General features: G+C 39.2%; 22 protein-coding genes and 1 pseudogene. 5 read left to right on the forward strand and 18 right to left on the reverse strand.

Annotated elements, in window-relative coordinates; all coding sequences use genetic code 11:
• Positions 1-47: 47 nt before the first annotated feature.
• The 4 genes from dnaE to R8923_RS02140 form a co-directional block, all read right to left on the reverse strand.
• Entirely contained in the window at positions 48-3,377 is a 3,330-nt protein-coding gene (gene dnaE, locus R8923_RS02125; RefSeq protein ID WP_485871104.1) for a DNA polymerase III subunit alpha, read from the reverse strand.
• Positions 3,378-3,493: 116 nt separating this feature from the next.
• Positions 3,494-4,438 carry a DHH family phosphoesterase gene (locus R8923_RS02130; protein WP_485871105.1) on the reverse strand — a complete coding sequence of 315 codons (945 nt, stop codon included), beginning with the start codon at positions 4,436-4,438 and terminating at the stop codon, positions 3,494-3,496.
• Between the two features lie 16 nt (positions 4,439-4,454).
• The gene (gene ytoI / locus R8923_RS02135) at positions 4,455-5,768 is read right to left on the reverse strand and encodes a CBS-HotDog domain-containing transcription factor YtoI (RefSeq protein WP_485871106.1); all 1,314 of its coding nucleotides are present in this window, start codon (positions 5,766-5,768) and stop codon (positions 4,455-4,457) included.
• A gap of 17 nt (positions 5,769-5,785) precedes the next feature.
• Entirely contained in the window at positions 5,786-6,469 is a 684-nt protein-coding gene (locus tag R8923_RS02140) for a metal-dependent hydrolase (protein ID WP_485871107.1), read from the reverse strand.
• A gap of 214 nt (positions 6,470-6,683) precedes the next feature.
• Here R8923_RS02140 and R8923_RS02145 point away from each other — a divergent pair, with 214 nt between their 5' ends.
• The 3 genes and pseudogenes from R8923_RS02145 to R8923_RS02155 all read left to right on the forward strand — a co-directional run bounded on the left by R8923_RS02145 (position 6,684) and on the right by R8923_RS02155 (position 9,997).
• Positions 6,684-7,781: a M24 family metallopeptidase gene (locus R8923_RS02145; RefSeq protein WP_485871108.1), complete on the forward strand. Its 1,098-nt coding sequence runs from the start codon at positions 6,684-6,686 to the stop codon at positions 7,779-7,781.
• A 143-nt stretch (positions 7,782-7,924) separates the two neighbouring features.
• A pseudogene (gene celB, locus R8923_RS02150) lies at positions 7,925-9,210 on the forward strand (PTS cellobiose transporter subunit IIC).
• 73 nt (positions 9,211-9,283) lie between these two features.
• Positions 9,284-9,997, forward strand: a complete 714-nt coding sequence (locus tag R8923_RS02155; protein WP_485871109.1) for a GntR family transcriptional regulator — start codon at positions 9,284-9,286, stop codon at positions 9,995-9,997.
• A gap of 53 nt (positions 9,998-10,050) precedes the next feature.
• Here the strand turns inward: R8923_RS02155 and ald are convergent, their stop codons facing one another.
• Positions 10,051-11,181, reverse strand: a complete 1,131-nt coding sequence (ald, locus tag R8923_RS02160) for an alanine dehydrogenase (protein ID WP_485871110.1) — start codon at positions 11,179-11,181, stop codon at positions 10,051-10,053.
• Positions 11,182-11,470: 289 nt separating this feature from the next.
• Between ald and R8923_RS02165 the strand changes: the two genes are divergently transcribed.
• Positions 11,471-11,929, forward strand: a complete 459-nt coding sequence (locus R8923_RS02165; RefSeq protein WP_485871111.1) for a universal stress protein — start codon at positions 11,471-11,473, stop codon at positions 11,927-11,929.
• An 85-nt stretch (positions 11,930-12,014) separates the two neighbouring features.
• On the opposite strand, the gene R8923_RS02170 is transcribed toward R8923_RS02165, so the two are convergent.
• The 5 genes from R8923_RS02170 to sppA form a co-directional block, all read right to left on the reverse strand.
• A complete protein-coding gene (locus R8923_RS02170; RefSeq protein ID WP_485871212.1) occupies positions 12,015-13,211 on the reverse strand; it encodes an acetate kinase in 1,197 nt (398 codons plus the stop codon).
• Between the two features lie 10 nt (positions 13,212-13,221).
• A complete protein-coding gene (locus tag R8923_RS02175) occupies positions 13,222-14,232 on the reverse strand; it encodes a class I SAM-dependent methyltransferase (protein ID WP_485871112.1) in 1,011 nt (336 codons plus the stop codon).
• 179 nt (positions 14,233-14,411) lie between these two features.
• Positions 14,412-14,912, reverse strand: a complete 501-nt coding sequence (tpx, locus tag R8923_RS02180) for a thiol peroxidase (protein ID WP_485871113.1) — start codon at positions 14,910-14,912, stop codon at positions 14,412-14,414.
• A gap of 53 nt (positions 14,913-14,965) precedes the next feature.
• Positions 14,966-15,475: an RDD family protein gene (locus R8923_RS02185; RefSeq protein WP_485871114.1), complete on the reverse strand. Its 510-nt coding sequence runs from the start codon at positions 15,473-15,475 to the stop codon at positions 14,966-14,968.
• Positions 15,476-15,487: 12 nt separating this feature from the next.
• On the reverse strand, positions 15,488-16,504 hold the full coding sequence (sppA, locus tag R8923_RS02190; RefSeq protein WP_485871115.1) for a signal peptide peptidase SppA: 1,017 nt from the start codon (positions 16,502-16,504) through the stop codon (positions 15,488-15,490).
• 165 nt (positions 16,505-16,669) lie between these two features.
• On the opposite strand from sppA, the gene R8923_RS02195 reads away from it, so the two are divergent.
• The gene (locus R8923_RS02195) at positions 16,670-17,470 is read left to right on the forward strand and encodes an NAD kinase (RefSeq protein WP_485871116.1); all 801 of its coding nucleotides are present in this window, start codon (positions 16,670-16,672) and stop codon (positions 17,468-17,470) included.
• Positions 17,471-17,484: 14 nt separating this feature from the next.
• Here the strand turns inward: R8923_RS02195 and argF are convergent, their stop codons facing one another.
• The 8 genes from argF to R8923_RS02235 form a co-directional block, all read right to left on the reverse strand.
• Positions 17,485-18,444 carry an ornithine carbamoyltransferase gene (argF, locus tag R8923_RS02200; protein ID WP_485871117.1) on the reverse strand — a complete coding sequence of 320 codons (960 nt, stop codon included), beginning with the start codon at positions 18,442-18,444 and terminating at the stop codon, positions 17,485-17,487.
• 4 nt (positions 18,445-18,448) lie between these two features.
• A complete protein-coding gene (gene argD, locus R8923_RS02205) occupies positions 18,449-19,585 on the reverse strand; it encodes an acetylornithine transaminase (protein WP_485871118.1) in 1,137 nt (378 codons plus the stop codon).
• Positions 19,582-20,334 (reverse strand): acetylglutamate kinase, encoded by a 753-nt coding sequence (gene argB / locus R8923_RS02210; RefSeq protein ID WP_485871119.1) that lies wholly within the window; start codon positions 20,332-20,334, stop codon positions 19,582-19,584. Before argB ends, argD begins: the two co-directional genes overlap by 4 nt.
• A gap of 12 nt (positions 20,335-20,346) precedes the next feature.
• Complete coding sequence (argJ, locus tag R8923_RS02215; protein WP_485871120.1) at positions 20,347-21,546, reverse strand: bifunctional glutamate N-acetyltransferase/amino-acid acetyltransferase ArgJ; 1,200 nt, start codon at positions 21,544-21,546, stop codon at positions 20,347-20,349.
• A 16-nt stretch (positions 21,547-21,562) separates the two neighbouring features.
• Positions 21,563-22,585 (reverse strand): N-acetyl-gamma-glutamyl-phosphate reductase, encoded by a 1,023-nt coding sequence (gene argC, locus R8923_RS02220; RefSeq protein ID WP_485871121.1) that lies wholly within the window; start codon positions 22,583-22,585, stop codon positions 21,563-21,565.
• A gap of 134 nt (positions 22,586-22,719) precedes the next feature.
• The gene (locus tag R8923_RS02225) at positions 22,720-23,166 is read right to left on the reverse strand and encodes a GtrA family protein (RefSeq protein WP_485871122.1); all 447 of its coding nucleotides are present in this window, start codon (positions 23,164-23,166) and stop codon (positions 22,720-22,722) included.
• A gap of 20 nt (positions 23,167-23,186) precedes the next feature.
• Positions 23,187-24,398, reverse strand: a complete 1,212-nt coding sequence (gene thiI / locus R8923_RS02230; protein ID WP_485871123.1) for a tRNA uracil 4-sulfurtransferase ThiI — start codon at positions 24,396-24,398, stop codon at positions 23,187-23,189.
• Complete coding sequence (locus R8923_RS02235; protein ID WP_485871124.1) at positions 24,398-25,534, reverse strand: cysteine desulfurase family protein; 1,137 nt, start codon at positions 25,532-25,534, stop codon at positions 24,398-24,400. Before R8923_RS02235 ends, thiI begins: the two co-directional genes overlap by 1 nt.
• Positions 25,535-25,644 lie beyond the last annotated feature (110 nt).

Genomic DNA, 25,644 nt, shown 5'->3' on the forward strand with positions numbered 1-25,644 from the left:
AAACTATACCATATTTTTATATCGTATAGGAAATGAAAAAACTATTTTTATTTGAACACAACATTTTGTTCCCCTAACCAATCTTTTAATTCTTTTTCTAATTTTGCTGAAAAAGTAACGTTTAATTTTGCGGGTAACGCCATCGTTTCGCGTGTCCCAGAAATATGGACGACGACAACGGATGACCCTGGATGCGCTTTGCAAAGTTGATGGACTTTCATAAGGGCCGACTTTTCTTCCACTTTTAAAAATAAGCGTTTTGGAAGCTCTAAAGAATCCAGAGTTTGTACATGTTGTACGACTGCCTGAAGTTCCCCGTTTCGTTCATCCATTTTCACTTGTAACGCAACGAGACTCCCTTTTTCAGTGAGCGCTGCAAATTGCCGATAGGCTTCTGGGAATAATACAGCGCTTATTTCTTTACTATCATCACTGATAGTTAAAAAGCACATGTTTTCCCCTTTTTTTGTACGAATGATTTTTTGATTTAAAATATAAGCGCCAATCATAGTTTTCTGCCCTTTTTTTAGCTCATGAAGTGCTGGCATTTGTAGATTCTGCATTTTAGTTTGGTAGCGTGAAATTGGATGGGCGGACATATATTGCCCTGTGTATTCCTTTTCAAGCTCGAGCTTTTCCTGTTCGTTTAAAGGTGGAACTTCTCGGTATCTTGGTTTAATTGACTTTAGAAAATCATCATCTTCTGTAAATAAATTTATCCCTTTTTCATCATTTCCGAGTAAATTTGTAAATTGTAGCGCTCCATCAATTGATGCAATAAGTGTTGCACGTTCATGACCAAACTCGTCAAAGCAGCCTGAATAAATGAGTGCTTCTAAAATGATTCGTGTCAACATTTTACTTGGCATACGCTCGCAAAAGTCAAAGAAATCTTGGAAGGGTCTTATCTTGCGCTCTTCGATAAAAGCGAGAATAAATTTATTCGGCACTTTCCGGATGACCCGGAAACTATAACGAATAGCATCTCCTTCCACTTGGAAATAATAGTGACTCTTATTAATGCTAGGCGGGAGCATTGTAATCCCATATTTTTTCACTTCTGTAACATATTGGCTGATTTTCGCATCATTTCCAAAAACTGAACTAAGTAAAGCAGACATGAATTCTGCGGGAAAATGGGCTTTTAAGTAAGCAAGTTGAAACGCAATTTTAGAGTAAGCTGCGGCATGGCTGCGGTTAAAACCGTAATTGGCGAAGCGAACAATCATGTCATAGACTTCATTTGCACTTGTTTCAAAATAGCCTTTTTTGACGGCCCCAAGCACAAAATTTTGGCGTTGCTCGTTTAATACGTCTGCCTTTTTCTTGCTGACTGCACGGCGAAGTAAATCGGCTTCACCGAGTGAAAAGCCTGCCATTTGATTAGCCACTTGAATAATTTGTTCTTGGTAGACGATTACGCCATATGTGACTTCTAAAATGGGTTTTAAATCAGGATGCGGGTATTCAATAGCTTGTTTGCCGTGCTTTCGCGCAATAAACGTGTCGATTTGTTCCATCGGCCCAGGACGATAGAGTGCATCGACTGCGACAATATCTTCAAAGGAAGTGGGTTGCAAATTGCGGAGCACGCGTCTAATGCCATCTGATTCAAATTGGAAAACACCCGTTGTATCGCCGCGTTTAAATAATTCAAGCGTTTTTTTATCGTTTAAAGGAATATCTTGAATGGTTAAAGACATTTGGCGGTTGTAGTTCACAGAACGCAAAACGCGGTCTAATAAACTTAAGTTACGCAAACCTAAAAAATCCATTTTAAGCAAACCGATTGCTTCTAAATCATTCATCGGATATTGCGTTAGAAGCGCATCGTTGCTACCAGTCTGTAGCGGAACTTGACTTACGAGTGGTTCATCTGAGATGACGATGCCAGCAGCATGCGTTGAAATGTGACGCGGTAGACCTTCTAACTGGCAAGCTACTTCCCAAATCATTTCGTTTTCTTTTGAGCTCGAAATATGACGATCGAGCCGGTCATTTAGTTCACGTGCTTTTGCGAGCGTGATACCCAGTTGATTAGGAATTAATTTGGCCCATTCCGCAAGTTGTACAGTATTTAAGCCAAATGTTCGTGCTGTATCACGAATAGCTGCTTTTGCGGCAAGCGTTCCAAATGTGCCAATTTGCGCAACATGCTTCGCTCCGTACTTGTGAACTACATAGGAAATAACATCATCACGCTTGTTATCAGGAAAATCTAAGTCAATATCGGGCATCGTCACCCGCTCAGGATTTAAAAATCGCTCAAATAGTAAATTATATAAAATCGGATCAACATCTGTAATCTGTAAAACGTATGAAACGAGTGAACCGGCAGCAGAACCACGCCCTGGACCTGTTAAAATACCATGTTCACGTGCATACTTCATCACATCCCACACAATTAAAAAGTAATCGGCAAAACCCATTCGGACGATGACATCAAGTTCGTAAAAAAGCCGCTCCTCATATTCAGGTCGACCATCAAGCCCACGTGAAATGAGCCCAGCTCTTGCCACTTCATGCAAAACGTCTTTCGCAGACTCCCCTTTCTTTACAGGAAAGCGAGGTAAAAGATGTTGATGCATAGCAACTTCCGCGTTACATCGGTCCGCTATTTCGCCAGCTCGCATGAGTGCTTCTTCTTCAAAGCTAGATGTGTACTCACGCGCCATCTCAGAAGGACTTGCAAAATAAGTTGGTCCAGCAAGTTCAAGTGATGTCCAGTCCACTGTTTGATTATCACGAATGGCTTGTAAAACCGTGGTAGCTTGAATATCTTTTGGACGCATATAACGTACATTTTTCGATGCAACGACAAAAAGCGCGTTTGATTTCGCAAATTCCGCTACAGCCTGTGCCATTTTCGCTTGATGTTTTTGGAGTGTCAAATAAAAATTAGCCTCACCAAAAATAGCTTGCCATTCCAAAACCACTTCTTTAGCCGCTTCCAGATTTCCTTCCAAAAGTAATTGTTCAATCTCACCTGTTCCACCCGGTGAAAGCGCAATGATGCCGCTACAATAAGAACGCAACCATTTAAGTGGCATCTCTTCGGCCTCTTCACGCGTTTTAATGGCACTTGCTATTTTTAAAAGATTGTAGTAACCATCAGTTGTTTCAGCAAGCAAAACCAGCTCGTAGGTTTTTCCAGGATTAATAACACCTTCAATATCAATGGTCATTCCAATGATTGGCTTAATACCTTCTTTTTTACACGTTGTATAAAATTCAATCGCACCATAAAGCGCGTTTTTATCCGTAATTGCTAGCGCAGAATAATGGTAATCTTTCGCCGTCTGGACGAGTTCTGAAATTCGCGCTGTACTAGACAGCAAATGATAGGCACTCGCCACTTGTAAATGAACAAATCCCACTACTCTCGCTCCCTTCAAATCGTTCTCTTCTCATTATAGCTTTTACGCAAAAAAAAAGAAAGTATGTTCGTAAAAAAAGAGTTTGCCGATTGACAAACTCCTCATCACCTAGCCAATCAATTTGCAATATAAGCATCACAAATTTGATACAATTTTTGTTCCATTTCTAAAACTTCTTCTTTTGTATAAACCGTTGCCCCAGAGGCGAGCGGATGACCGCCACCACGATATTCTTTCGCTAATTCATTAATGATTGGACCTTTTGAACGAAGGCGTGCCCGAATTTCACTATCTTCCTCAACGAACATAATCCAAGCTTTTAAGCCTTCAATGTTTTCGATCGAGCTCACCAAATCGGAGGCTTGTTTCGGTAAAACATCAAATTTTTGTAGAACTTCTTTAGAAATATAAATGGTTGCTGCACCATTTTTATGCATATTAAGGTTTTCAAAGATGTAGCCTGATAATTTGACGGTTTTAAGTGGTCGCTGATATAAATTTTGGTAGAGTTCCGGGCGATTAAATGGAAATTTCACGAGTTTTGCCGCGAGGCGTAGCGTTTCTTCCGTTGTGCTTGGGTATAAAAATCTGCCCGTATCGCCAACGATTCCAGCATAAAGAAGTCTAGCCGCAGCTTTATTTAAAACGAGTTCATCTTGAAATTCCTCATAAAAGGAAGTAATCATTTCACTGCACGAGGATGCCTGAGTGTTAACCCATAAAAGGTCTCCGTAAGCGTCGTCGTTTGGGTGGTGATCAATTTTTAGCAACTTTGCACCCATTTGGTAGCGCGAGTCGTCTATTCGTTCTGTATTCGCCGTGTCGCAAACTATAACGAGCGCTCCTTTGTAAATTTCATCAGCAATAACATCGACTTCGCCTAAAAAAGCAAGCGTTGGCTCCTTTGAACCTACTGAAAACACTTTTTTTTCGGGAAAAGTAGCACGAATGATTTCTGCTAGTCCCATTTGCGAGCCATATGCGTCTGGATCAGGGCGCACGTGCCGGTGCAAAATAATGGTTTGATAAGCTTTTATTTCTTCTAAAATTTCTTTTTTCATCTTTACACCTCTTTTTTTAGCGCTCCATCATTTGGCAAGCGACAATCGCCTTTCCAGTTAAAATACCTTCTAAATAAAGCTCAACATCTAGTTTACCTGCTTTTCGACCCATTTCAAGTACGCGCGGTTTAATAGATAGTGTGGCATCCATTTGGACAGGCTTTAAGAAATACATGGTTACATTTTCAATTGCGACATTTCTTTTTTTCATTGTAAATAATTTTTGTTGTACAACATCACAAACTAGTTGTGTGAAGACGCCGTATGATAGTGTACCAAGCGAGTTTGTCATTTGAGGTGTTACTTTAAACTCATAGGTATGCTCTTGGTCATCCGTTTCTTTTTCATCGAGCTGCTTTGCAATCGTATCATCAATGGTTTCGCCAACTTGAGGCTGCTTTTGAATCATTTGCATGGATTTTAAAATATCCTGCCTGCTAACAATACCTATTAGCGTTAGGTCATCCTTTACAACGGGAATAACTTCAATACTTTCCCACACCATCATGTGCGCAACAGAGGCGACGCTCATTTTTGCCCCAACTGTTAGTGGGTTTTTAGTCATGACGCGCTCAATCGAAATGGCATGATTTTTATCAATAATATCTTTATTTGTTACCATACCAACAAGGCGATTCGCTTTATTGACGACTGGAAAACGGCTATGTCCTGTTTTTTCTTGTAATTTATGCCAATCGTCTACTTTTTCAGACGTATCTAAATAAGCAATATCTTCGAGTGGTGTTGAAATATCTTCCACAAGAACAACTTCTTTTTTAATTAATTGGTCATAAATGGCACGGTTAATCATCGTTGCGACCGTAAATGTATCATATGAAGTTGAGAGAATCGGCAATTCTTTTTCATCCGCTAGACGTTTCACTTCATCATTTGTATCAAACCCACCTGTAATCAAAACGGCTGCACCTCGGTGCAAGGCAAGTTCATGTGCGCGTTCACGGTTTCCAACAATGACTAAATTTCCAGCGTCTGTATAACGTTCCATAGCTTCGACTGTCATGGCACCGATGACAAACTTGTTTAATGACTTATATAAGCCTTCTCGTCCGCCGAGCACTTGACCATCAATCATATTAACAATTTCAGCAAATGTAAGCTTTTCAATGCTATCTTTTTGCTTCCGTTCAATTCGAAGTGTCCCGACTCGTTTTATTGTTGATACAAAACCAATAATTTCAGCATCTTTAATGGCGCGATAAGCGGTGCCTTCACTAACAGAAAGATTTTTAGCAATTTTCCGCACCGAAATTTTTTCACCTACAGCAAGGTTTTCAATGTATTTTAATATTTGTTCATGTTTAGTAGCCATTTTTTTCACCTATTTCTTTAAACTTCGATTTCGTCTCCTATTTCCATCACTTTCCCAGTCCTGTTTACCGATAATGATTTCACAAACGCCTCTGCATCTTGTTCGATAAGTGGAAAAGTATTGTAGTGCATGGGAACAACTGTGTTGGCCTGTAAAAAGTCAGCCGCAAGTTTGGCGTCACTTGGGCCCATTGTAAAATTATCACCAATTGGTAAAAAAGCTACCTCAATTGGGCTTTGTTCGCCAATCAATTTCATATCAGAGAAAAGCCCCGTATCCCCGGCGTGATAAATAGATTTTCCGTCTATCGTGAAAACGAAACCATTTGGCAGCCCCAAATTGATAATTTTGCCATCCAAAACGGTAGCAGATCCGTGAAAGGCTTGCGTCAATTTAACCGTTCCAAAGTCAAACTCCCTTTTTCCTCCAATGTGCATAGCTGCAATGTTTTGGACCCCTTGTAAACCAAAGAAAGTAGCGAGTTCAGCGTTACAAATTATCGTTGCGCCTGATTGTTTGGCGATTTCCACTGTATCGCCTACATGGTCATCATGCCCGTGAGTTACCGCAATATAATCTGGTTTTTGTTCTCCAACAACTAAATCACATGCTGGATTGCCGGAAATAAAAGGATCCACGAGTATCATTCGCCCATTCGTTACTATTTTGATACAAGATTGCCCGTGAAATGAAATTTTCACATTCAAAACTCCCCTTCGTATTTTTGTGTTATAAACTGCTATAGTATAGATGATAAAGCTTTAATAAAAACAAAACGAACCACTGATATATATAGCTTTATCTGTACCACTTTAATTTTATAGTTATTAGAATAGAAAAGCAACTATAAGCGTGCGAAAAGCTAAAAATCATGCTATGATGAATAAGAACTCGCTTCGGAAAGAAGGTAAAAAAATGGAAAAAAATATTGATGTTTTAGAAGATTGGTTAAAAGAGCAAAATGCTTCGGCTGCTTTTATCACTGACCCAGAAAACATAGCGTACTTTACAGGCTACCATAGTGAGCCTCATGAACGTGTACTTGGGTTGATCGTTTTCAAAGAGCATCCGCCGTTTCTTTTCACACCAGGACTCGAAGTTGAAGATGCTAAGACGAGCGGCTGGAAACACGACGTTTACGGTTATAGTGATACGGAAGATCCTTTTCAAATCATTGCCGAACAAATTCAAGCTCGGGTTAAAAATCCGACCAAGATTGCGCTAGAAAAAAATCATATTACTTTAGACCGCTTTGAACAGCTTTCAGGCAAATTTAGCGCCGCTTCTTTTGTACCCATTGAACATAAAATACAAATGATTCGGCTTGTTAAAACGCCAAACGAGCTTAAAATTTTGAAAGAAGCTGCACTTCTTGCTGATTATGCCGTTCAAGTTGGCGTTAATGAAATTGCTGAGGGCAAAACGGAAGCTGAAATTGTTGCAAAAATTGAATATGAAATGAAGAAAAAAGGCGTTTCGAAAATGAGTTTTGATACGATGGTTTTAACTGGTAAAAATGGCGCACTTCCACACGGAACACCAGGTGACACAAAAATAAAAAAAGGCGATTTAGTCCTATTTGATTTAGGTGTTGTGCATAATGGGTATTGCTCGGATATTACGCGTACAGTTGCGTTTGGTGAAATTTCCGCGGAGCAAAAGAAAATTTATGATACGGTTTTAGATGCACAGCAAAAAGCAATTGCCAAGGTTCGCGCTGGTGCGCCGGCTAAAGAACTTGATCTGACGGCCAGAAACACAATTCGTGACGCTGGATATGGTGATTACTTCCCGCACCGATTAGGTCACGGTTTAGGAGCTAGCGTTCATGAGTTCCCTTCCATTACAGAAACAAATGATATGCCACTTGCTGAAAACATGGTTTTTACTATTGAACCGGGCATCTATGTTCCTGGAGTTGCTGGCGTTCGAATTGAAGATGATATTGTCGTGACAAAAGACGGATATGAAATTTTAACTGAGTTTCCGAAAGAACTATTGGTTATTGAATAAATAGAGCGAAAAAAGAAAATCCATAAACTGGGTTTTCTTTTTTATTGATTAATCTTTAAAATTAAAAGACTAGACATTTAAAAATAAATAGGTATAATATTCACTAGAAAACGTTTTCTTTTAAAAAAAGGAGGATTATGCTAGTGAATAAATTTATGGAAATGCTTGGAAATAAACTAATGCCGCTTGCTGCTAAACTTGGTGAAAATCGTTATTTAAGTAGTTTACGTGATGCTTTTATGCTTGCTTTCCCGCTCACAATGTTTGGCTCCATTGCGGTTGTACTTATGAATCTCCCTTTTTGGAGTGATTCAACGAAAGAAATGCTACAACTTTACTTAGGAAATGCCCAAAATGCGACAATGAGCATGATGACGGTATTCGTCGTTTTCGGAATTGGCTACTCTTTGTCTAGTTATTATAAAGTGGAGGCGATTTATGGTGGTGCGGTGGCGCTTGCTAGCTTCTTAATTTTAACCCCCTTCTTCTTTAATAGTGCAAAAGGAGAACTCATTACTGGAGCTCTTTCACTTGACCGTTTAGGTGCTAAAGGGATGTTTATCGGAATGATAACGGGTTTTGTTGCCGCTGAATTTTACCGCTTCTTTGTACGGAAAAACTGGACGATTAAAATGCCGCCTGGTGTCCCGCCAGCTGTAGCGAAATCATTTGCTGCGCTCATTCCTGCTATTTTAACATTAACAATTTTTCTAGCTATTAACGTTCTCGTTCAAGCTGTTTTCAATACAAATTTGCATGACGTTATTTATACAGTCATTCAAAAACCATTAGTTGGTCTTGGTTCTGGAATTGTTCCAACCCTTATCGCTCTTTTCTTTGTACAATTGCTATGGTTTTTCGGGCTACATGGGCAAATTATCGTCAACTCTGTAATGGACCCCATTTGGAATACGCTTATGCTGGAAAACTTAGATGCCTATAAAGCGGGCGACCCGCTACCACATATTATTACAAAACCGTTCATGGAAGTTTTCACTGTTGGAATGGGTGGTTCTGGGATGACGCTTGCTGTTGTCATCACACTTGCTTTTTTATGAAAAGTAAACAAAGTAAAGAAATTGGTAGACTTGCATTAGGTCCTGGTATTTTCAACGTAAATGAACCGGTCTTATTTGGACTACCAATTGTCTTAAATGCAACTATTTTTATTCCATGGATTATTGCCCCGCTCATCGTTACACTTTTCAATTATTTCGTTATGGCTGCGGGAATTGTGCCAACCCCAACTGGTGTTGCTGTGCCTTGGACTGTCCCAATCATTTTAAATGGTATTTTAGCAACGAATTCATGGCTTGGCGGAGCTTTACAAATTGTTGATTTCTTCATTGTTTTTGTGATTTGGTATCCGTTCTTGAAATTGGTGGATCGTAGTAACATTGAGCGCGAATCAGTTGCTTCGGAAGAATAATTCGTCTTTTAGTATCTGATGTGCTATAATTTCCCTGAGAAATGACTAGATGTTTAGGAAAAGAGGCACGTACATGTTGAAATATGAAATGATTGCAACGAATATCCGCGAAAAAATACATGCTGGAATCTATCCTCCTGATTCTCTTTTGCCTGACCAAATTAGTTTGTGTAAAGAATATGAATGTAGCCGCATGACGATTAAAAAGGCTTTTGATATTTTAGCAATGGAGGGACTCGTTTATAGGCAACGAGGAGCAGGAACTTTTGTGATGAAAAATGCGCTGGCCAATAAGCAAGATGCGAGCTTGCGAGATTATGAAGGGTTAACGAAAATGATGGGTGAAGCGCATATTTCAAGCCAAATTATCGAGTTTACGATTCTATTTCCAGATGAAAAAACACAGGAACAGCTGTTAATTAAAAAAAATCAGCCTGTTTACTCTATCATTCGTTTGCGTTTATTAGACGGGAATCCTTACGTGTTAGAACACACGATTATGCCAGTCGACCTCGTTCATGGATTATCTGAGGATATATTAAAACATTCGATTTATGCGTATTTAAAGGAAACACTTGGCTACGTTTTAAGTGGTGCTTTTCGTAAAATCAATGCAGATAAGCCTTCTGAGTATGATAAAACGTATTTAAATTGCGGTGAGCATGATCCTGTTTTAGAGGTGGAACAAGTTGTCTATTTAAAAGACGGAAGACCCATTGAATATTCAAGGTCAAGGCACCGTTATGATACGCGGAGCTTTGTCATGCTAGATCACCGTGAGCAGTAAAAAGAAACCTTCTTTTTGGCCCTTTAATGGGCTTTTAAGAAGGTTTCTTTTTATTATTTGGCAGTTGTATTATTTAATAATGTACTTAGTTCCTTATAATCATAGCCTAAATCACGGGCCACCGCTTGATACGTAACATTCCCTAAAAAGGTATTGACCCCTTTGTAAAGATGGAAATCATTTGTGACGGCTTGGATAAGACCTTGATTTGCTAGTTTTAAACCGAATTGTAACGTTGCGTTCGTTAATGCCATTGTCGATGTACGTGGCACAGCGCCAGGCATGTTGGCCACCGCATAATGAACCACGCCATGTTTTTCATAAGTTGGATTATCATGCGTTGTAACGCGGTCACTCGTTTCAAAGATGCCACCTTGATCGATAGCAATATCGACTAAAACGCTACCGGGTTTCATTTGTTTCACCATATGTTCCTTCACAAGTTTTGGCGCTCTTGCTCCTGGAATTAAAACAGCGCCAATGACGAGATCAGCATTTTTCACGGATTCTTCAATGTTGAAATCATTACTCATTAATGTTGTGACATCATTGCCAAAGATATCGTCTAATTCGCGCAACCGGTGTAAATTTAAATCTAAAATGGTTACGCTTGCGCCTAAACCAATTGCAATTTTAGCAGCATTCGTTCCAGCCATACCGCCGCCAATAATCGTAACGTTGCTTCGTTCAACACCTGGCACACCACTAAGTAAAACACCCATGCCACCATGAATTTTTTGAAGGAATTGTGCACCAATTTGTGTTGCCATTCGCCCTGCTACTTCACTCATTGGACTTAAAAGTGGCAACGAGCGGTCATCTAACTCAACGGTTTCATATGCCACACTATTTACTTTATTTTTAACTAAAGCTTCTGTTAGTTCTGGCTCGTTGGCTAAATGCAAATATGTGAAAAGAAGTAATCCTTCACGGAAATATTGATATTCAGAAGCAATGGGTTCTTTTACTTTTACAACCATTTCAGCAGCCCATGCCTCTTTCGCTGTCTCTACGATTTTCGCCCCTGCATTTACATAATCGATATCATGAAAATTCGAACCTAGACCAGCATTTTTTTCAACTAAAACAGTATGCCCAGCGTTGACGTAAGAAAGTACACTAGCTGGAGTCATTGCAACTCGGTTTTCATTGTTTTTTATTTCTTTCGGTACACCTATAATCATTTAAAATCTCTCCTTTTTGTAGTGAAATATACCCATAGTTAACCGCTTACATTTAAATTTTAACACAATTTTCCTGAATTGAGCAATAATAAGACTTCCATTTTTAGCAATTTTTTTTACGATGTCAATCATTGGTTTTATGCGCTTTTTATCACAATCTTTTCTTTTATAAAACGATGAATAAACTCACCTCTTCTTATTCAAAATTTTTCGCCGTTTTTGTGGTTGTTTTTTAAAAAAAGGGGTAAAATATAAAGTATAGAAAAAATTAATCTTGGGAGGGTTTTTTATGTTACAACAGTACAAACGAATTCTAGTAGCGGTGGATGGATCGAAAGAAGCGGAGCAAGCTTTTCAAAAGGCAATTCAAGTGGCGAAACGAAATGACGGTTCTCTTGGGCTTGTTCATGTTATTGATACACGTGCTTTCTCGTCAGTGGCAAACTATGACACGAGCATGGCGGATAAAGCGACAGAATATGCGGATGAGCTTTTGAGTGGTTACAAAGAAGATGCTTTAAAAGCTGGTGTAACAAAAGTAGAAACTTACATTGAATACGGCTCTCCGAAGACGGCGATTACAAAAGAAGCGGCAAAAGCATTTCAAGCTGATTTAATTATGTGTGGTGCGACTGGTCTAAACGCAGTTGAGCGCTTACTAATTGGCAGCGTTTCTGAATATATTATTCGTCATTCCCCTTGTGACGTACTCGTTGTTCGAAATGATGAACCTGAATATGCGGAGTAAAAAAAAAAGCACATTTCTGCTCTTTAGAAATGTGCTTTTAAATTGAAATTAAAGATGCGCCTATCTAATAGATAGGCGCCAATTATTATGCGCGTTCAGCTTTAATTTTTTCCACGTCACGTGCAATCATTAATTCTTCGTTTGTTGGAATCACAATGACTTTAACTGGTGAATGTGGATAGTTTAGAAAAGCTTCCTCACCGTGAACTTGGTTAAGAGCTGGATCCCAGTAAACGCCCATAAATTCTAAGCCACGTAAAACGCGTTCGCGAATGAAAGAACTGTTTTCACCAATCCCAGCTGTAAAGATAATGGCATCAACACCGTTCATACGTGCTGCATAAGAACCAATATACTTATGGATACGATCAACAAAAACTTCTAATGCTAAGTCAGCACGTTCATTTCCTTTTGAAGCTTCTTGTTCAAGGTCACGAAGGTCACTTGAAATACCAGATACACCAAGCATACCTGATTCTTTATTTAGCACATCTAAAACTTGTTCAGCCGTTTTCCCCGTTTTTTCCATGATGAAAGGAATAAGTGCCGGGTCAATGTTTCCTGAACGAGTTCCCATGGAAACCCCTGCAAGTGGCGTGAAGCCCATCGAAGTATCCATTGATTTACCACCTTCAATAGCTGCAATACTTGCGCCATTTCCAAGGTGACACGTTAATAAACGTAATTCTTCAACTGGACGACCGAGAAGTTCTGCCGCACGTTCAGATACATATTTATGGCTTGTACCATGGAATCCGTATTTACGGATGCCGTAATCTTCATAATAGCTGTACGGCAAGCTGTATAGGTAACTTGCTTCTGGCATTGTTTGGTGAAATGCTGTGTCAAAAACAGCAACGGAAATAATATCTGGTAGTATTTTTTTAAAAGCTTTAATTCCTGTTACATTCGCAGGGTTATGAAGCGGTGCAAGTTCAGAAAGCTCTTCAATATCTTGAATAACTTGTTCATCGATAAAAACGGACTCTGGGAATTTTTCTCCGCCGTGTACAACACGATGGCCAACACCTGTAATTTCATCATAAGACGAGATAACGTTGTTAGAAATTAGTTTTTCAAGTAGCATTTGAACGGCTACTTCATGATCTGGAATATCGGTTGTTTCGGTGATTTTCTCCCCGTCTACCGTAATCGTAAAGATGGAATCCTTTAATCCAATACGTTCTACAATACCTTTCGTAATGACTTCCTCAGAAGGCATGTCATAAAGTTGAAATTTGAGTGATGAGCTTCCAGCGTTAATCGCAATTGTTTTTTCCATTTTGTTTTGTTCAATTCCCTTCTCGTTTATTTTCACGGAACCAATCTTCAATCTGTGCCAAAATCGGCGCAGTAATACGCGGATCAGAAAGTGAAGATAGATTGGCCAGCAAAACTTCATTTGGCTTACGGACATTTTCTCCGTCTTTTTGTAACATCAAAATACTTTTTCGTGCTTCTTCTGACTTAAATAGTGAATCAGGCAACTTAATGATACCTTGCATGTAACCATATTTTTTGACAAAACGATCTAGTTTTGCAAAATCGGTTGTTTGAAACATTGCATCAGGTACAAGGAAAAATAAATAGCCCCCTGGTTTAGTATAACGCATTCCTTGCTCGATAAATAAATAGTGAGCAAACGAATGTCCATCTGTTCGGCGCAGCTCAAAATCCTCTGCACGTGCATCATTTGGATAATACCCAATAGGCAAGTCACTAATAACTACATCTACTGGATCCACAAGTAAATTGCTGAGACCATCCTGATGAATCAGATTAACGGGTACTCCTTGTAAATCTGCACTTACAAGGGCAAGAGAAATAAGCAAATCATCCACTTCAACTCCAGTAGCTGCAACTGAGACTTTTTCTTTTAGTGTAAGTTGATTTATCATTGTTGTTAATAAGTTTCCCGTTCCAACAGCTGGATCAAGTACTGTGATTTGTTCTTTCGATTTCATAGCCTTCTCTACTAAGTAGGTTAAAATAAAACCAATCGAATCAGGCGTCATTTGGTGATTCATTTGAATACCGTGCTTCATGCCTTTTAAAAGCGCAAGTTGAAAGCTTTTGCGAATATCTTCCGCTGCAAATGCTTCTAATTGAATTGTTTCATATTTCGCCATCAATTTTTCCACTTGCAAATCGGACAATTCTTCTTTTTGCAAAACTTCATGTTGAAATAAATTCTCGCTAGTTTCATAAACTGCTTCCAGATAGCTCATTTCAAGTGCATTTTGCAAAATAATTGCTGTTTCATCAAGCACTTGGAATATTTCCGGAGTTGCTGTATTTTCCAAAAATAACACCTCGAATTTTTTTCATTACTAACACCACAAAACATTATACAGTATTTCCTGCTAACTTAAAAGCATTTTCTTTTAAAAGAAAATGCTTTTTTGTCCGATTTTTAATACAGTTTCTAGGCAAAATTAATACAGGAAAACAGCTCTCCATCCTTTGACAGAGAGCTGTTTTTTTACTGGGCATGTTTTGCGCTTTCGATAGCTTTTTCATAATTTGGATGATTTGTTCCTTCTGATACATATTCTGAATAGACAATTTGGCCAGAAGTATCTACGACAAACACGGAACGAGCAAGCAAACGCAATTCCTTCATCACAACACCATACGCTTCGCCAAATGACAAATCGCGATGATCAGAAAGTGTAATCACGTTATTAAGACCCTCAGAAGCACACCATTTCTTTTGAGCAAACGGCAAATCGACTGAAATTGTTAACACAACCGTATTTTCTAAACTACTTGCCTCTTCATTAAAACGGCGAGTTTGCTGTGAGCATACACTTGTATCAATCGATGGTATGACGCTAATGATGCGCACTTTACCATCAAAATCATGAAGTGTAACGGGCTCTAAATCGCGATTTAAAACTGTGAAATTAGGTGCAGTTTCACCAACTTTTTGTTCATTTCCTAAAAGTGTGACTGGATTCCCTTTAAATGTTACATTTGCCATAAAAATCTCCTCCTTAAACTTTCCACCTCTCTATTGTAGGGAAAATTTACGCTTCAAGCTATTAATCTGCTTTCAGAAAGAGCCATTAAGTTTTCGTGGACGACGGCTGTTTGTTCCATTAAATCGGCGATCCCTTGTTTATGGGGTGTAAAAGCTACAACCAAATAGAGTGGTAAAATATTTTTTTGAACAAATCGTAAGGCTCCTTCACGAAATAGAACATTTAGCCATGTTAATTTTTCGCCGTCTTCTCGAATAACTTTTAAACCAAAAACCATTTTCCCAAGTGTTTGCGCAAAAAACTTCGTCATTAAAATAAAATAAAGCAAGAAGAGAATGGTTTTGACGAAACCGACTAAGCTAAAAAGACCACCTGAGAAGTCAAATTGTAAGATGCGCAAAATCGGATTGATAATAATCCCGTTTAAAGCCGCAATTACAATTAAATCCATAATATAAGCGAAAAAGCGAATCCAAAATCCGGCAAAATAGGGTTTTGGTATGTTCTGAAAAGGTGAACTTGGTGCTTCGTAATGAAAAATTTGTCGTTCTTTTTCTTCCAAAATAATCTCCTCCTATTCCCCGTAAAGGTACATCATTCGCGGTGCTTCAAGCGTTCCAGTTTGCTTCATGATGGTGATTAGATCGGCGTTTTTTCCGCTTAGTGACGTTGCCGCGCTCGAGAACAAGCTCCCAAACCCTGCTGCTGCGTCGTATTTAAAAACTGTTGCATCTTGTAAATTATAATCTTTTTGCAAAGCAGCTAGTGCTGTTTCTTGATAGCCAAATTCGTCAATTAAGCCAATTTCTTTTGCTTGGCGTCCATCGTAAATTCTGCCATCTGCTATTTTTTTGACTTCCGCTTCTGTCATATTGCGTCCTTCTTCAACAACTTGAACAAATTCATTATAAGAATCATCAATCATTCGTTGCATGATTTGTTTTTCTTCCGCTGTCATCGGTCTTGATCCACTCATAATATCTTTATATTCTCCACTTTTAATCGTATTATCAGAGATTCCAACTTTTTTCATTAATTCACTATAATCGTAGCCGCGCATAATCACTCCAAGCGACCCAGTTAGTGTTTCTTTACTAGCAAAAATTTTATCGGCTGGGGTTGAGATATAGTAGCCACCTGATGCGGCCATACTTCCCATAGAAACATAAAATGGGATTTTCCGCTCGGACTTAATTTGTAATATTTTATCACGGATTTGTGCAGACTCCATCACTCCCCCGCCAGGTGAGTTCACATATAATAATACCGCCTTTACATTGGAATCTTTTCGAACTGCTTCAAGTTCTTCCATAAATGTGACATGGTTATAGCCTGATGAACTAAATAGTGAGGTATCTTCCCCCGTATTTTGAATGGTACCATCAACAGACAAAATGGCAACTTTATTTTCACTCCCCACCTTTACTTCCTTTTCTGTTAATTCATTGCTAGATAGTAGTGAACTTACAACACTTTTCGTGTTTTGTTCTTCCTTATCGCTTGTTAGAAAAGTAGATGTAAGTTTTGTAACACCAGAAATGATGATGAGAACAAAGACAAGTAAAAGCGCAATCCATCGTTTAGCATTCATTTTTCCCTCTCCTTTTTCATTACAGATAGTGTAAGTGTATCAAGAGAAAAACATCTCGACAACTAAAAATTATCAGTTTTAAAAAGCAATCTTTTAAAAAGCATGTTATGATAATAAAGAAGATTTTCAACTAAAATTTTTGAAATTGCCACTGGAGGGACAAACATGTCAAAACAAATTTTCCATTTTTCTTACCGGAAAACCGAAGAACTGCATAAAATTGCAAAGGATTTAAAGAAAATTACAACAGATTATGGTTTTGAGCTAACTGAAGACTATCAAAAAGCAACCGTTATTATTAGTATCGGTGGTGATGGTGCATTTTTAAAATCCGTCCGTGAAACAAATTACCGTCAAGATTGCCTATATGCTGGGATTGCTTTAACTGAACAGCTTGGTCAATACTGTGATTTCCACATCCATCAATTAGATGAAATTATTAAAGCTGCTTCTGAAGAGCGTTGGCTTGTTAGACGATACCCAACCATTTACGGGACCGTAAATAATACGAAAGCTTTTTATGTTCTAAACGAGTTTAACATTCGCTCGTCCATCATTCGAACACTTACGATGGATTTGTACATTAACGATAGCCATTTTGAAACGTTCCGCGGCGATGGGATGGTTATTTCAACTCCAACTGGAAGTACAGCTTACAATAAATCTGTAAACGGCTCAATTGTTGACCCTCTTCTGCCATCTATGCAAGTTAGTGAACTAGCATCACTTAACAACAATCGTTTTAGAACACTTGGCTCATCGTTTATTTTAAGCCCAAAACGAAAACTTAAAATTGTCCTCGGTTCTGAAGGAAACAATGAATTCCCTCTAATTGGAATGGATAGTGAAGCGCTAAGTATTCAACATGTTCACGAAATTAACTTAGAAGTCGGCGATCGTTTCATCAATATCATCAAACTACCAGACAATTCTTTCTGGGACAAAGTAAAACGAAATTTCTTATAGCAAACAAAAAGCACTTACCATTTGGTAGGTGCTTTTAAAATTGATGCAAGCAATGCTTTTTGTGCATGTAGTCGATTTCCCGCTTGCTGATAAACGAGTGAATGTTCGGGGTTATCAATGACCGCACTACTCACTTCTTCGCCGCGGTGAGCTGGTAAACAATGCAGAAAGTGATAGTCTGGTTTTGCGTAGCTTGCGAGCGTTTCATTTACTTGATAATTTTGTCCAAAAGTTTGTAGACGTAATTGATTTTCTTCTTCCTGTCCCATGCTCGTCCATACATCTGTATAAATGAAATCGGCGTTACTCACTGCCACAACAGGGTCTGTAGTTTGTTGAATGTTCGCACCACTAGTTGTAGCGAGCTCTTTAGCTAGTGTTAAAATTTCGTTATTTACAAGAAAATTTTCAGGAGTGGCGAGCGTAAAATCAAGCCCAACCTTTGAGCAAGCGATTAGTAGCGAATGGCAAACATTATTCCCATCGCCAACATAAGCTAATTTCACTCCTTCAAACTGATCTTTTAACTCAAGAATGGTAAGTAAATCCGCTAGCGCTTGGCACGGATGATGCAAATCAGTCAGCCCATTGATAACCGGGATTTTAGCATGTGTGGCAAGTTCCTCAACTTTAGAATGGCTAAATGTTCGTATCATGATGGCATCTAAATACTCGTCTAGCACGTTAGCCGTATCAATAATTGGCTCACCTCTTCCAATTTGAAGCTCTTTTGCATTCATAACAACAGCCTGACCTCCGAGTTGCAAAATACCTGCTTCGAAAGAGACACGTGTTCTTGTAGAAGGTTTATCAAAAATCATACCGAGAATTTTCCCACTTAGCGCATGGGTATAATCGGCAGGGTTTGTTTTCATATCAAGTGCGAGCGCAAGTAAATCCAAAATCTCCTCTTTTTCCCATTCCAAAAGTGTCAATAAATCTTTCCCTACTGCTTTTTCAGTTTTAACTGGCATATTTTCACCCTTCTTTCAAAATTTTTTGGAGAACAGAAAACGCATAATCAAGTTCTTGGTACGAAACGGTGAGTGGCGGCATGATTCGCAAAACTTTTTCTCCTGCGCTTAAAAAGAGCACCCCGTCTCCCCTCGCATTTTGAAGCACTTCTTCCACCTGCGTTTGAAGTTCGATGCCAAGCAAGAAACCTTCGCCGCGCACTTCTTTTACAACCTCATACTCTAAAAGTGTATCTAATTTTCTTCTAAAATAAGCTGCTTTTTCTCTGACCTCTGCTAGAAAAAGCGCGCTTGAAAGTTGCGTCAAAACCATTTCAGCAGCCGCTAACACAACTTGATTTCCTCCGAAAGTTGAGCCATGTGTTCCGTTTGAAAAAGTGGCAAACAAATCTTTATCGCCCACTATCGCACCAATTGGTAAGCCATTCCCCAATCCTTTAGCAAGTGTTATAATATCTGGTTTAATCTTTTTTTGTTCAAACGCATACATCGTTCCAGTACGCCCCATTCCTGTCTGTACCTCATCAATGATTAAAAGCGTCCCATTTTGATGGCATAAATTGGCAACCTTTTGTAAAAAATCATGATTTGCAGGGTGAATTCCACCTTCACCTTGAATAATCTCAAGCATCACAGCAGCTACATTATCGTCTAACAAATTTTGAAAGGTAGAAAAATCGTTGTAAGGGGCATAAATAAATCCTTCTAACATCTTTCCGTAGCCAGTCTTCACCTTCTCTTGTCCCGTTGCCGCCATTGCACCAAATGTTCGTCCGTGAAAAGATTGTAAAAATGTAATAATATTTGCGCGTCCTGTATGCTTTCTTGCAAGTTTAATGGCTGCTTCATTTGCCTCTGCCCCACTATTACAGAAAAAAGAATAAGTTAAATTCCCCTTTGCAAGTAGTGCCGAAACACGTTCTTGCCTTTGATTTAAAAATAAATTAGAAGTATGCCAAATTTGCTCCAATTGCTCGTTCACCGCCTGATGCACTTGCGGGTTTACGTGGCCTAAATTACAGACACCAATACCACTCGTAAAATCTAAATATCGTTTTCCTTGCTCATCAAATACCACTGTGCCACTTCCTGATACTAGCTCAATAGTTAGACGTTGATAGGTTGGAAATAAATGCGTCAAGATATTGTCACCTCCTGTTTTATTTGTGTCCCTGACGTCCCAATTTGATTGGTGATAAAAACATTTTCAACACCATTTTGAGCGGCTAAAACAGCACTTTCAAGCTTAGGAATCATTCCGCCACTTACCACTCCATTTTTAATCAAAAAATCGATTTTATTTGTCGTGATGCTCTGTAAAACTGCATCGTTTTCTTGAACGCCAGGAACGTCGGTTAGCATGTAAAATGTTTTTGCTTCTAGTGCTGAAGCTACAGCGCAAGCAGCCGAATCAGCATTCACATTCCACCACTGTTGGTTTAAATCAATGGCAAGTGGCGCAAGTAGGAGCACTGAATTAATTGCTAGTAGTTCCCTAAGCAATGCTACATTCACCTGTTTTATTTCCCCCACAAAACCGAGTTCCGCTTCGTCTATCGGTACAGCTTCAAGCAGGTTCATATCGCCTGCGTTTAATCCAAGTAGCGGAATATTTTCACTTTGAAATTTAGCGGAAATTTGCGGTTGTACTTGCCCAATCAAAACCATTTTCGTAATCTCAAGCACTTCCTTTGTCGTTACTCGACGGCCATTTTTCTTCATAACTGAAATCCCCAAGCGCTCCATCATATCGCTAATCGATTGCCCGCCGCCGTGTATCATTACAATTTTCTTATTCATATGACGCCATTTTTGTATTTGTTCAAAAAAATGCGCATCTAAATCCTGACTTGCTACTCCTCCAAGCTTCAAAGCAATAATTTCTTCCATCGCAAAGCTCCTTTACGTCCGGTAACAGGCGTTAATTTTGACATACTCATAACTCAAGTCACAGCCCCATGCAAGACCATTTTCAAGACCCGTATGCAAATCCACTTCAATTCGGATCAAATCCGCTTCACGCAAATAGCTCTGCAAATCCCCCTCCGAATAATGACAAGTCTCACTTTTGTTTAAAATCAAATGTGGCCCCACGCGAATTGAAATGCAGTCAGGCGAAAACCTGCCGCCAGAATATCCAATCGCACAAATGATTCGCCCCCAATTCGCATCGCCGCCAAACAAAGCCGTCTTGACCAAGCTCGAAGATACAATTTTTTTCGCAATCATCCTCGCGTCAAGTTCGCTCGTCGCCCCGTTCACCGCCACCTCAATAAGTTTTGTTGCCCCTTCACCATCACGCGCAATTGCCTTTGCCAGATGTTCAAACACCATGTATAACATATTTGAAAATTTCTTAAATTCAGGATTTTCTTCCGTCAGCGCTTCATGCTTAGCTAGCCCATTCGCCAGCACAATAACCATGTCATTTGTTGACGTATCCCCATCAACCGTAATTTGATTAAACGTCTCGTTCACTAAGTTTTTGACAAGCATTTGCAAAACTTCACTTGAAATGTTAGCGTCAGTCGTTACAAACGCAAGCATTGTCGCCATATTTGGGTGAATCATTCCCGATCCCTTTGCAACACCACTCATCGTTACAAGCTGTCCACCAATCATTTCCTGCACCACAATTTGTTTTTCTTTTGTATCTGTAGTTAAAATAGCTTCCTCAAAATCACTTGCCTGACCATGTTTTAACCGCAACATTTTAATCCCGTTCGTAATTTTATCAAGCTCTAAATACTCCCCAATCACGCCCGTTGAACAAACAGCGACAGCCTCATTTGCGACCCCCAATTGCTTCGCCGCAAACTCCTGCATATAAAATGCATCGTTAAGTCCCTGCCTCCCCGTACAGGCATTGGCATTTCCACTGTTTACCACAACCGCCTGGAGCGTATCACTTTGTTTCATCGCTTGTTTTGTCACTTGAATTGGCGCCGCCTGAATTTGGTTAGTCGTATAGACGACAGCAGCACTCGCTGGAACTTCTGAAAAAATCCACCCAATATCTTTCCTCTTTCGTTTTAATCCAGCATGTTTCCCGTCCGCATAAAAACCTTTTGGCGATGCAATTGTCCCCTTGATTACTTCCATTTTAAAGCTCCCCTTCCTAAGGAAAAATCGGCGAATGAAGAAGTCCTGTACTTTCCTCCAAACCGAACATTAAATTTAAATTTTGAACAGCCTGTCCCGAAGCTCCTTTGACCAAATTATCCAGCACAGAAACAATCGTTAGAATGCCCGTTTCGCTATTATATGAAAGACCAATATCACAAAAATTGGAGCCGATAACATGTTTAATGCTTGGTAAATCGCCAAGTGGTCGAATTCGAACAAATTTTTTCTGTGCGTACGTTCTTTGTAAGACGCCTTCACACTCGTTTGACTCATCTTCGTCCATCGTGAGATAAAGCGTTGATAAAATGCCTCGTGTTGTTGGCAAAAGTGAGGTTGTAAATTGGATTTTAGCACTTCGCTGATTTCGCTCTTGGAGCACGCGCATAATTTCTGGAATATGCTGATGTTCGTTTAATTTATACACGCTTAGATTATCATGGACGTGTACAAAATGACTCGCCTCATTTGCTGTTTTCCCGGCTCCTGAAACACCTGATTTTGCATCAATCACAATCGGACTAGAAATCTTAAACTCAGAAACAAGCGGCAAGAGCGGTAATAAAACTGATGTTGCATAGCAACCTGGATTGGCCACCCATTTGGCAGCCAAATTTTTCCGATGCTCCGCTAGGCCATACTCCATTTTTTCTAAATAAACGGCATCCGCCGGCGCTTTGTGATACCACTTTTCATAACTCTCTGCCGCTAAGCGAAAGTCGCCAGATAAATCAATTACTGGAAAACCAGCTTGTATAAACGGAATTGCGGCCGTTTTCGAAACACCAGATGGGGTAGCAAAAAGAACGCAATCAGCTTGTGCCATAATGCGTTCTGGGTTGACCTCTTCTAAAGTTCCGCTGTAAATTGATTTCAAATGAGGAAAAAGTGTTGTAATTTCCATACCTACATTTGAATAATTATGTATGGAGGTAATTTTAAATATTGGATGATTATGCAAAATACGAATTAACTCTAAACCACTATAACCTGTTGCCCCTACAATTGAAACTTTCATTATAATCACCTCCATAGTAGATTTTCAAAATATTAATACTCATTATAATATTGTATATTTATAATGTCAAATGGTTTTTTATAAAAATAAAAAACCTTAAATCAAAGTGCACTCACTTCAATTTAAGATTTTCATTAATTCGGCTTTCTTATTTTAAAAATTATCCACTTGCTAAATACGTAATTAAGAACAAGAACCACGATATTCACTAAAATTTTCGCCCATGTTTCATTCATGAAGAAAACATCAATGAATACAACCATAAGGGCCATATCGACTAAAAAGGTAATAAAACGAAATCCTACAAATGATGTAAATTCCGCTAATTTCTCCCTTAAACCGGGCGTATAGCTTTCAAATACATACTTTTTATTTGAAAAATAAGCAAACAATACGGATAAAATCCATGCTATCGTATTGGCAAGGCGGTAGTCCCACCCTAAGAATGAAGCAAAGAACCAAAAGGCAACAACATTGATAACTGTTGCAAATCCTCCCATAACAAGATACATTAAAATGCTATGAATTTTTTCCGTATACCACGGGAATGTTTCAATTAACCATTTCTTTAATTTTTCCATCTAGCAGCCTCTCTTTCTAGTTAAAATAAGTCTGCAAACTCATCTTTAATTTTCACTTCTTCGGCCACTTCAACAGAGAATGTTTCTATTCCAGCTAAAGCTTTATCGATAAGCAAATCAAAGTCAATAAAACTTTCGTAATGCATGACTTTCTCTAATTTAGGCTTTGTTTTCGGTGCTGCAGGCGTAAAAATTGTACAGCAGTCTTCAAACGGTTGAATGGAAAGTTCAAATGTGTCAATATCTTGCGCAATTTTGATGATTTCATTTTTATCCATAGAAACAACTGGTCGAATAATCGGCGTTGTTGTCACTGCACCAATCGCTAACATGCTTTCTAACGTTTGACTTGCTACTTGGCCTAAACTCTCACCATTTACAATTGCCAGCCCATTTCGTTTTTTCCTGAGCGCATCTGTAATTCGGAGCATTAAACGCCGTGTCACAGTCATAACATAGCTTTCCGGTACTTGTTTTTTTATAGTTTCTTGGATTTCAGTAAACGGCACAACATGCATTTGAATTTGCCCACTATATTTGGCAATTTTACGCGCCAAATCAATTGCTTTTTGTTTTGCCTGCTCACTCGTGTACGGCGGACTATGAAAATGAACCGCCTCTACCTCGACACCACGTTTCATTGCAAGATAGCCAGCAACTGGACTATCAATTCCGCCAGATAACATGAGCATCGCGCGTCCCGAAGAACTAACAGGCAAACCACCAGCCCCTAAAATCGTTTCGCAGGATAAAAACACGCCGTCTGAACGGACTTCAACATTTAGTTTTAAGTCTGGCTTTTTAACATTAACCGATAAATCGTCTAGTTTCCGAAGAACAAAAGCGCCGACTTCTTGATTAAGCTCATTTGAATCAAGTGGGAAATCGCGAAAACTCCGTCTAGCCGCTACTTTAAACGTCCCTCCAGGTTGATGATGTTCCTTAACAAGCAAGTAAGATGCTTCATTAATTTTATCCACATCAAGCTCCACTTTCACAACAGGACTAAACGATTGAATCCCAAAAATGGGTTTGAGACGCAAAGCTACTACTTCGTGATCAGCACCGTTCAAATATAGCTGCATTCGGTCGCGTTCACCGTGTACTTTAATTTCTGGCATATCCTTTAAAGCGCGTTTCACATTCGTCGCTAGTCTCGCCACAAATTGTTTGCGGTTTTTTCCTTTTGTCGATAATTCGCCGTAACGAATTAAAATACGTTCGAATTTCATTATTTCACCACTTCATTAATTTTTTGTAAAATGTTCTTTAAAAATCCAATAAATTGTTCCGCCTCATATGTCGTATTCTCATAAGACAAACTTAAACGAATTGCTCCAGTCGCCTGCTCTTCAGGGACTTTCATCGCGTGTAGTGTACTGCTTTCAAGCTTAGCGCGCGAGGAGCAGGCACTTGTCGTTGAAACAAAAACTTCTTTTTCCTCCAAAGCATGAACGAGCACTTCACCACGCTGCTTTTTGACAGAGAAACAAATGATGTGCGGGGCGGAGCTAGCTGTGTCTGTGTGAATCGTCACACCATCTAGTTTTCCAATTTCTTCTACTAGAAAATCACGTAAATGAATCAAATCAGCAACTTTCGTCTTGAAGTCGGCAAGCGATAGGCGAATTGCTTTCGCAAGTGCGACGATGCCCGCCGTATTTTCAGTACCACTTCTTAAACCAAATTCTTGACCACCACCAAGCATTTCTGGGTGAAGGTTTAGCTTGTTTTTCTTATACAAAATGCCTGTACCGCGCAAACCATGTAGCTTGTGTCCAGAAATTGACATCGCATCAATTCCAACAAGGTCTAGTTCCTTTTTCGTAAACCCTTGTACATTATCCACATGGAAAAATGGCAATTCTGTGTTTGCTAAAAGATTGCCCACTTCTTGAATCGGTTGCACCGCACCGACTTCATTATTGACATGCATAATTGATACTAAAATGGTTTCTTTACATAGCGCCTTCTTTAAATCCTCAAGGCGAATTTGTCCTGTTTCTGTTACAGGTAAATAGGTTACACGAAAGCCATTTTGTTCAAGCTCTTGCATCACTTCTTTAACCGAAGGATGTTCAACTTGTGTTGTAATAATATGTTTCCCGCGATTTTTGTAAGCATAGGCAATGCCTTTTATGGCTAAATTATTACTTTCTGTTCCGCCTGATGTGAAAATAATTTCTTCAGTGCGAACAGACATGAGTGTTGCAATTTGTTTCCTTGCTTCCTCGTGAAGCTCCCGCACTTTTTGTCCAAATTTATGCAAAGAAGAAGGGTTGGCAAAATACTGATTTGCTACTTTCGTATATGTTTCAAGTGCTGCTGCATAAGGCTTTGTCGTAGCACTATTATCAAAATAAATCATTTGGGACATGCGCCTCCTAAAAGTTATCCTTCACTATTTTACCACAACTGTCAAGAAAAAGAAGTACAGACTGACGACAAAGAGTAATCAACTGCAGCAAACTACAGAAT

Origin of the sequence: Listeria tempestatis (assembly GCF_963575625.1) — a bacterium.
GTDB lineage: Bacteria > Bacillota > Bacilli > Lactobacillales > Listeriaceae > Listeria > Listeria tempestatis.